Origin of the sequence: Nostoc sp. FACHB-888 (assembly GCF_014696655.1) — a bacterium.
Lineage (GTDB): Bacteria > Cyanobacteriota > Cyanobacteriia > Cyanobacteriales > Nostocaceae > Nostoc.
Genome location: NZ_JACJQM010000203.1, coordinates 1 through 7,157, shown reverse-complemented (window position 1 = coordinate 7,157; position 7,157 = coordinate 1). Strand labels below are relative to the sequence as shown.

General features: G+C 36.8%; 3 protein-coding genes and 1 pseudogene. 2 read left to right on the top strand and 2 right to left on the bottom strand.

What is annotated here, in order from left to right; genetic code table 11:
• Positions 1 to 566 precede the first annotated feature (566 nt).
• Complete coding sequence (locus H6G26_RS36545) at positions 567 to 1,016, top strand: hypothetical protein (protein ID WP_190736336.1); 450 nt, start codon at positions 567 to 569, stop codon at positions 1,014 to 1,016.
• 145 nt (positions 1,017 to 1,161) lie between these two features.
• On the opposite strand, the gene H6G26_RS36540 is transcribed toward H6G26_RS36545, so the two are convergent.
• Complete coding sequence (locus H6G26_RS36540; protein ID WP_190736342.1) at positions 1,162 to 3,810, bottom strand: dynamin family protein; 2,649 nt, start codon at positions 3,808 to 3,810, stop codon at positions 1,162 to 1,164.
• Between the two features lie 766 nt (positions 3,811 to 4,576).
• Here H6G26_RS36540 and H6G26_RS43345 point away from each other — a divergent pair.
• Positions 4,577 to 5,475: pseudogene (locus tag H6G26_RS43345) on the top strand (transposase); the annotation flags it as partial.
• 666 nt (positions 5,476 to 6,141) lie between these two features.
• On the opposite strand, the gene H6G26_RS36520 reads toward H6G26_RS43345, so the two are convergent.
• The gene (locus H6G26_RS36520; protein WP_190736336.1) at positions 6,142 to 6,591 is read right to left on the bottom strand and encodes a hypothetical protein; all 450 of its coding nucleotides are present in this window, start codon (positions 6,589 to 6,591) and stop codon (positions 6,142 to 6,144) included.
• Between the last annotated feature and the right edge of the window lie 566 nt (positions 6,592 to 7,157).

Sequence of the window (7,157 nt, the reverse complement as noted above, 5' to 3'; positions counted from 1 at the left end):
TACAAAAATTACATCCCACCGCACCAGAGCTATGTTCTGGTGTGATAGTTACCCTTAACTTTTGTTTGATTTATTAATTTTATTTATTGTAAGTTTCTCAATGAGTATCCTAAAAAATGTATCTAAAAATACTGTTTTTAGACAAGAATTAGATGTCAAGGTATAGATCATAGAGTGATCGCAAAATTTTTCGGTCTGCTGACCGTAATTGTACTAGTAGCTTTCTGTCCTCTGTTTATAAAATTCAGTAAAAACACGGCTATAATAATTAGAGCTTGTGAGAAATAATATTTCGCCTTTAGATAATTTAAATGATTTAAAGTTCCCTGGAGATAGTAATGAAAATAGTTGTTTCCAAATTGGCAGATATGGAACGTGTTTTTGCTGTCATAGTATTGGTGAGAATTTGAGAAAAGTGTCAAAATATTAAACCAGAGAATGGTAAATTTACTGTATAGCAAAATATAGCTACAGAAAATCAGACTACATAAAACGACGAAACATACCTGCTTACAGGAGCCATCCATTAAAAGCCTATCTCAAAATTAGAGGTTGCACCAAAGTCCATGAACAAATCCATATTGAAAAATACCTTTGTAGGCATTGGTGCAACGGTTGTCGCATTAAGTATTGGATACTTTGGAATTCAATATATTGGCAGATACACTATGCTTGCGATCGGTGGAGGTATGATTGGCTTAAGTGCAGTGGCATATCTAACTGAGAAATGGTTGTCTTCCCAACAATCATTATCAAAAACGCCAGTTGTAAATCAACTTCAACCCAGATCTATATATCAAAAAAAGGTTAAAAAGGGGCATTATACTCCAAAAAATCAAAACGACGCTACAGTGAACAGTCAGCTTATTGTAGTCGATTCAAGACTATTTAAGGCTGGAGTAAATATCACAAAAGCCACAAGCATATCTAAACCTTATGGCTACTGCCGTAGACGCCTAGTAATATGCCACAGAGCTAGAGTAAAGAGTTCCACAAAAACTTTTCCAACAAGTTAGTACAGCACGGCGTAAATAAACCGAGTATTAAACAGCCAAAACTTTGCCCTTATATGTCCACTTGAAAGGTTTAGCAAGAATTTGGTCTGCCAAACACAAACCTTTATGGTTGATTTGGGTGGAACTGTCCATGTCTGCTTTATCTTCATTTTGGCAGTTTTACTGCTGTCGATTTGCCATTGATCATTAGTATTGTTTTGGTATCGTATTGTCTTTCAATAATTATTTTATTAATTCTCTCTGAGTAGCAGAGTCCAATATCTGTATTTATTCTATTTTGGACTTGGCTTAGTTCTTGACACTGTTGTACAATCAAATTTTTAGATATATTATATTTTATTAGCGCTTCTTGTTCGGTTTTCTCCTGCTGTTGTAAAAGGTCTTCGTAAAGTGATATAGCTTGCTCGATAACTCGATTTGCTGATTCAACTTTACTATCAAAAATTGCGTCAAAATTTTCATATAACTTTTTATAAACTACATCAATGGATTCCTCAAACTTTTCAAGACCTATTTCTAAAACTTTCATTTTGATTGGATTATAGAATTCCTCATTATCCACACTGTCTAATCCAAAGTTACTAGCAATCATAGCAGTAACCTTAGCAATGAAGGCTGCTATAAAACCAAAACCAATTCCTATAGATTGTCCTAATTCTACTACTAGAGCATTCCTAATACTAATACTACTAAACTTCATAAAATCACTAGTTATATCACGGCTTAGAAGTTCGATTTCTTTACTAAATGAAGTGTCTAATCTTATATCTAATTGCTGAAGATATGCTTGTATTATATTTAATTCATGTTTTACATTTGCCTCTAAGACTTGTAAGCTTTCTCGGAGTACTATATCATTAAACTGATTATTATTCCATTCATTAATCTCATCTAGTAAGTCTTTTATAAAGCATTGGCTATACTCTAAAATTAATTTTTTGTTGTTCCCAATTGGATTATGTTTAAAATACCAATTTTCGCTTCTTGATACCATACGTTCACTTAAATCCTCGCACCACTCATTCCAAGAAATATTCGCTTTTTCAAGTGCTTGATCCATAAGTTCAACTGCTAACATACATATTTTTACATCACGTCCACTGGCTTCTCCAATTTGCTCTAAAATTTTCTGTTTTTCAGTTTGATTAATTTCTATATTACCTTTTAAGACGTAGTCGGTTTTCTCCAGTGTATTGATAATTTTTTCAATCAATCTATTAGCTTCATTGACTGCTCGCTCAATTTTTAATGCTCCGCATTCAAACACTAAAAAGCTTTCTATTGATTTAGTAAAACTATCAAAAGCTTTTCGATACTCATCTTCGTATCCGTTTAAAATTGCATCAAGGGCAGCTTGTCCCGAAATAAAATGAACACGGTTTTTATCTGTAATTATCGGATTATCGCCTTGAACAAAATTAAAAATCCTCTGTTTAACTTGTTCGTGACCTTTTTCTGTACGTACTAAATCCATAAAATTTCCCACAATAAATAAGTTATTTGCAGGTTTGTCATCTTTCCCATTGTTCAGTTTGATTTTCAATTCATGTAACAAGTTGCGCTCACCTTGCGTTAATGAACGTGAGGCATTAGTAATAAAAATAGCGGCATCAATATTTTGGAGTAACTTTTGAGTAATAACTGTGAGTTCGGGATGTTCGTTCAATCCAGGTGAATCAATAATCTCTACACCGCTACTGCATAATTCTAAATCTGGGTGTTCAAAAATGATTTCTTCAATCTGCGAATTTAGCAGATCATCACTTAGACAATTAATTGCCGCATCTTCAAAAATGCTCGCTTTTTGCTGGTACTCGTCAAATTGAATTTCTTCTTCGCTTCCATCTTTATAACGACAGATTATCCGTTTTTGCATCCCGTACTTTAAAATTGTTACTGTAGCAGTACAGGGAATTTCTCGTGTCGGTTGAATTTCTTCACCAAGTAGAGCATTGAGCAGAGTAGATTTTCCTTGGCTAAATTCGCCTACGACTGCTAATCGAAACTGCTTTAATTGAAGGTTTTTTGTGAATGTACTAACTTCATCAATTAAATCTTTAGGTACAAAATTACTTTCATAACAGGCTTGAACTATTTGAGAAATCTGCTGGCAATAATTATTTAACTGCTTACTAAGCTCCTGAAATTTTTTTAACCCTTCGTAGGATACAGATACATACGGCTCAGTTATTCTGGTTTTAGCAGGTAGAATCGGCACTTTATCGCTAGGTTCTTTAACAAACGCAGTATTTTGTCCTTGAAAAAGTTCCGGATCTAGTAGCATATATACCTCATTTAAAACTGCTTTATCAAAATGCTTTTCAGGTTTAAATGCAGCTGCTAAAACTAGTAAATGTTGCGGCTTAACATCTAAATACTTGGCAAAAACTTCCAAATACTCTTGCTCACGGCAGTTAACCTTGCCACTAGCTGCCGACATTTCGTAACCAAAGCCAATCAATAATAGTCGTTCTGATTGCGTAAGTGGACTTATCAAAGCTAGTACTTCATTATTAAATTTTGAATAAAGCTGATTTTTTTTAATTCCTTTAATCATTAAATGTGTTAGTTGGCGTACATCACTTTTTGGTGTACTAAAGCGATACAACATTGTTAGCAGCCTTTTTTTTTCTTCCTCTGTAACTCTGCCATCAGCAAACATCACTCCCAGCAATATTATAATCAAATTAGCTAGGAATATTAAAGGCTGCGTAGCATCTCGTTGAGTGAGCTTCTGACCTGTAATACGTGATAATAAGTCAACTAATTTATCCCCAATTAGTAATGTGTTCATGGTGATTATTCATTTATTAGGTTTCCGGAGCTTAGTTAGTCAAAATTTGTTTATAAATTGAGTGTATAAGCTGGTTTACAATCTTGCTTGAATTTGTAAGAATAGTCTTACTATATTGGATAATTGGCATTTTTATAATTAGCAAATTCTCATCAAAAAAGGTGATTTATCTTAATTTTAATTCAACACCTAATGTACCTTTGTAACTCAAATTTGCTTTCTAAATTTATTTTCTTAATACAAAAAAGCATATTGCTATTATTTAGCTTGCTGATGTAAGCGTGCTATTACGGAATTTATTAATTGGGCGCTATAAAATTAGCAGTATAATTACGTAAGTAGAGTACGGGGTAGAGAAACCAAACTATGTAAAGATAAGTAAATACGTATAATCTGCCTACGAAGGTAACAGAGATATGGGCAGCCGTCTAAGGTGATTTCTAGGAAAGAATTTACCAATGGAGGTAAAATGTACCCTTGATGCAAAGAAAACAGGAGCAAGCATTTGGATACGTTAGCCACAGCCACCGCACCTAAATCATTAACACCACCGCAAATTGAAGACTTGCGGTTGGCAGCATCGAAAATGAATGGAGTAGAACGTCGGAGTTTTCAGGCAGAGATGGCATTGAAATATTGCCAGGGAAGCACAAGGCTTGCAGAAACGTTATTTGGCTGGGGTAGACAGAATATAGAGGTAGGATTGGCAGAAAAACGAACAGGGATAACCTGTGTAGGATTACAGTCAACCTTTAGTGGAGCAAAGCAGCAGTTTTTGAGTTCCTGGGAGGGCATGACGCTGACGCTCGATACCAGCGTGTTATAGGATCAATATTGCTTAATTGAGGTCTGTTTAGTTTGGGGTGGACGCTCCATTCCACTCGGTCAAACGATGTTAGAACATGGCAGTGCTACCGTGGGCTTTGAGGATTACTGCCCCGTGTTAGAAACCACGTTACGGCTGCTGCCACCAGAATGTCAGGTGACGTTGTTAGCGGATCGAGGATTTGAACATGGTGCGTTAATCCGGTGGTTACGGGAGCATCAATGGTCCTGGTGCATTCGAGCCAAATCGGACTTGAACATTACGCTCTCCAATGGTCAAACGGCTGCGGTTGCGGACAAGATCCCCCAGAGGGAGAAGCTTATCTGTTTCGAGAAGTCAACGTTTTGCAGGACATTGAGTGTCATCTCGCCACCGCCCATTTAGCGCTGGCGGGTGAACCTTGGTCCGTCCTTTCCGATGTGCCGCCCTCCTTGCAGACTTTTGAGGTCTATGGTCAGCGATTTGGCGGAATCGAACCACATTTCAAGGATTATAAATCAGCCGCTTTTGAACTCATCCGCTCCCACTTGCGCGACCCTCAAGCGCTGAATTGTTTGTTGATGCTGCTAGCGGCTGCCACCTTAATTGCTATTGCTGTTGCGGTGGTGGTGGTCGCTGAAGGTCGGCGCAAAATGCTGGATTGGCATAGCCAAAGGGGATTGAGTTTCTTGCAATTAGGATTACGCGAGATTAAACGGCTGTGTTATCAACATCTCCCCATTCCCAGTTTAGCCACCTTAGCTCAAAAAAGTCCTCTGCCTGCCGCTGCTTCCCTCAAAAAACGAGCGCAGTTTGAAACCCGAATTGAGTTCTCGCGTGTCACAGTTTTCTCAACTTAAGACTCCAGAAAGTTTTCTGCACCACTAAGGATACTGTTGGCGAAGGTGTTACAAACGCATAAACAAAGGTATTACAACTAAAAGCCACAACGATAGATTGAAGGTTTGGGCTTACGTAATACTTTTATTTACAAATATGTAGTACATTCGCCAACAGTATCCACTAAGGTACAACAGTGTCAAGAACTAAGCCAAGTCCAAAATAGAATAAATACAGATATTGGACTCTGCTACTCAGAGAGAATTAATAAAATAATTATTAAAAGACAATACGATACCAAAACAATACTAATGATCAATGGCAAATCGACGGCAGTAAAACTGCCTAATTGAAGATAAAGCAGACATGGACAGTCCCACCCAAATCAACCTTGAAGAAGACAGTTCTTGCTGAGGGCAGAAGGAACAATTGAATGGGGATTCAGACCCCAACCAATTGTAAGCACCGTATAGACGGTGGGGTTTTATACCCTTACTCCCTTTGTCCGTGGGCAGAGTCTTGAGTCAGAATTCCCTTCTGCCTTCTGCCTTCAGCAAGAACTGCCCTCTGCCTTTCTTAATAAAGGTTTGTGTTTGGCAGACCAAATTCTGGCTAAACCTTTCAAGTGGACATATAAGGGCAAAGTTTTGGCTGTTTAATACTCGGTTTATTTACGCCGTGCTGTACTAACTTGTTGGAAAAGTTTTTGTGGAACTCTTTACTCTAGCTCTGTGGCATATTACTAGGCGTCTACGGCAGTAGCCATAAGGTTTAGATATGCTTGTGGCTTTTGTGATATTTACTCCAGCCTTAAATAGTCTTGAATCGACTACAATAAGCTGACTGTTCACTGTAGCGTCGTTTTGATTTTTTGGAGTATAATGCCCCTTTTTAACCTTTTTTTGATATATAGATCTGGGTTGAAGTTGATTTACAACTGGCGTTTTTGATAATGATTGTTGGGAAGACAACCATTTCTCAGTTAGATATGCCACTGCACTTAAGCCAATCATACCTCCACCGATCGCAAGCATAGTGTATCTGCCAATATATTGAATTCCAAAGTATCCAATACTTAATGCGACAACCGTTGCACCAATGCCTACAAAGGTATTTTTCAATATGGATTTGTTCATGGACTTTGGTGCAACCTCTAATTTTGAGATAGGCTTTTAATGGATGGCTCCTGTAAGCAGGTATGTTTCGTCGTTTTATGTAGTCTGATTTTCTGTAGCTATATTTTGCTATACAGTAAATTTACCATTCTCTGGTTTAATATTTTGACACTTTTCTCAAATTCTCACCAATACTATGACAGCAAAAACACGTTCCATATCTGCCAATTTGGAAACAACTATTTTCATTACTATCTCCAGGGAACTTTAAATCATTTAAATTATCTAAAGGCGAAATATTATTTCTCACAAGCTCTAATTATTATAGCCGTGTTTTTACTGAATTTTATAAACAGAGGACAGAAAGCTACTAGTACAATTACGGTCAGCAGACCGAAAAATTTTGCGATCACTCTATGATCTATACCTTGACATCTAATTCTTGTCTAAAAACAGTATTTTTAGATACATTTTTTAGGATACTCATTGAGAAACTTACAATAAATAAAATTAATAAATCAAACAAAAGTTAAGGGTAACTATCACACCAGAACATAGCTCTGGTGCGGTGGGATGTAATTTTTGTA